The organism is Bradyrhizobium sacchari, assembly GCF_002068095.1.
GTDB classification, from domain to species: domain Bacteria; phylum Pseudomonadota; class Alphaproteobacteria; order Rhizobiales; family Xanthobacteraceae; genus Bradyrhizobium; species Bradyrhizobium sacchari.
On the sequence record NZ_LWIG01000041.1, the window covers coordinates 1 to 2298 of the forward strand.

Annotated in this window: 1 protein-coding gene; it reads left to right on the top strand. The window is 65.9% G+C overall.

The features are described from left to right. Window positions 1–339: 339 nt before the first annotated feature. The coding region (locus A5906_RS30615; RefSeq protein ID WP_080138922.1) for a methyl-accepting chemotaxis protein at window positions 340–2298 on the top strand (1959 nt) is incomplete at its 3' end.

Below are 2298 nucleotides of genomic sequence, written 5' to 3' on the forward strand. Positions count from 1 at the left end.
CCCGCCTGCGCGCCGAGCTCGACCGCTTCATGGGGAATATCAGGGCGGCGTAAAGTCGCTGCCTCTGAAGGCTACGCCGTTGCATCATACTCCGCTGTCGTCCCGGATCTTCGCTGCGCTCGTCCGGGACGACCGCGGCGTGTGGCGTGGCACCGAACTGAGAACATTTAGAGCAGCGCGAGAAAGCGCATCTTAACATTCCCCGCGACACCTAACCGCTAGTTGCGGCGCCATAAATTTACCGTGGCTTATCCTTTGCCAACTAACGTGCATGCGAGTCGGGGAGCGGGCTGCTTCCGGGCTGCGCCTGGTTTTCCGCGAATGGAATGGGGTGGGGGAATGTCCGTCAAATCCAAGCCGAATACATCGAAGCTGCTCACCTTGCGTTTTCGCGCAAAAATCATCCTCGGCTTCGTGGCGGTGCTAGCCATCCTCGCCGTCAGCATGGCGTTCGCCTATTTCGGCTTTGAACGGATCGCCGGCGCGGTGGCCTCCTACCGCACCAGTGTGTCGGAAGCGGATCTCGCCCGGACCGTCGACCGCGAGCTGATCTCCTATCAGGGGCTGGCGCGGGCCTATACCTTGACCGGCGCAAACGATGACGAGACCGCGGCCAAGGCGGCGGAAGAGAATCTGAAGGGTGCGATCGCCAAGTCCATGGCGGCCACGACCGGTGCCGCGCGCCGCGAGCAGGTCGGCAAGCTCGAGGCCGAGTTCCAGCGCTTCACCAAGGTGTTCGGTGAGATCATCGCCCTGACGCGCGAGAACAACAAGATCGCGGCCGACGAGCTCAACAGCGTCGGCAACAAGATCCGCTTCAAGTTCGACGACCTCGCCGATACTGCGGCGCTCGCCGGCCTCGCCTCGGTCCAGACCACGGCCAAGGACGTCACCTCGCAATATCTGGCCGTCTCCACCTCGGTCAGCGCCTTCGTCGCCAAGCCCGAGCCGAAGACCGCCGACGGCGTGATCGCCCGTATCAAGTTCCTGGAGACCCTGCTGGTCTCGATCTATGCCAACGACCAGAAGATCACCGACCGCGTCACCGAGATCGGCAATCTGCTGAAGCAGTACCGCACTTCCTTCGCGAAGCTGACCGAGAACGTGAAGGTCATCGTGAAGTCGAATGGCGAGATGACCAAGACCGCCGCGTCCATCCTCAAGCTCTCGGCCGATCTGCGCTCGGACCTGACCGCCGATCAGCAGCGCATCGAGGCCAGCGCCAATACGACGATCGTTGAGACCGAGCGGTTGATGCTGATGCTGGCGCTCGGTGGCCTTGCGATCGGCCTCGTGCTGGCGCTGATGCTCGGCAACGGCATCTCGCGGCCGATGATCGCGATGTGCAAGGCGATGCGCGAGCTCGCCTCGGGCAATTTCGACGTCGTGCTGCCCGGTTTGGGGCGCAGGGACGAGATTGGCGAGATGGCCGGCGCGGTGGAAGAGTTCAAGGTTCAGGCGGTGGCCAAGGCCGAGCGCGACGCCGCCGCCAGCGAGATCCAGAATCGCGAGCAGGCCGCCAGCCGCCGCGCCGAGCTGATCCGCTTCGCCGATGATTTCGAGAGCGCGGTCGGCGCCATCGTCTCCAACGTCTCGGCTTCGGCCGTGCAGCTGGAATCGGCGGCCTCGACCTTGACCCGCACCGCCGAGACCACGCAGAGCCTGTCGAGCCAGGTCGCCGGCGTCTCCGAGCAGGCCTCCTCCAACATGCAGTCGGTCGCGACCGCGACGGAAGAATTGTCGGCCTCGGTCGAGGAGATCGGCCGCCAGGTCCGCGATTCCAGCCGCATTGCCGAGGCTGCCGTGGTGCAGGCCCGGGAGACCGACGGCCGCATCGGCAAGCTGTCGCATGCGGCCCAGCAGATCGGCGAAGTGGTCAAGCTGATCACGGCGATCGCCGAGCAGACCAACCTGCTGGCGCTCAACGCCACCATCGAGGCGGCACGCGCCGGTGACGCCGGCCGCGGCTTTGCGGTGGTCGCGAGCGAGGTGAAGTCGCTGGCGAGCCAGACCGCCAAGGCCACCGACGAGATCTCCTCGCACATCGCGGGCATGCAGGGCGCCACCGCCGAATCGGTCGCCGCGATCAAGGAGATCGGCGCCACCATCGGCCAGATCTCGTCGATCTCGACCTCGATCGCGAGCGCCGTCGAGCAGCAGGGCGCGGCGACGCAGGAGATCGCGCGCAGCGTCCAGACCGTCGCGCAGGGCACCCAGACCGCGGCGACCGACATCGGCCAGGTCAACCGCGGCGCCGCCGAGACCGGCTCGGCCTCGGAGGAGGTGCTGCACTCGGCC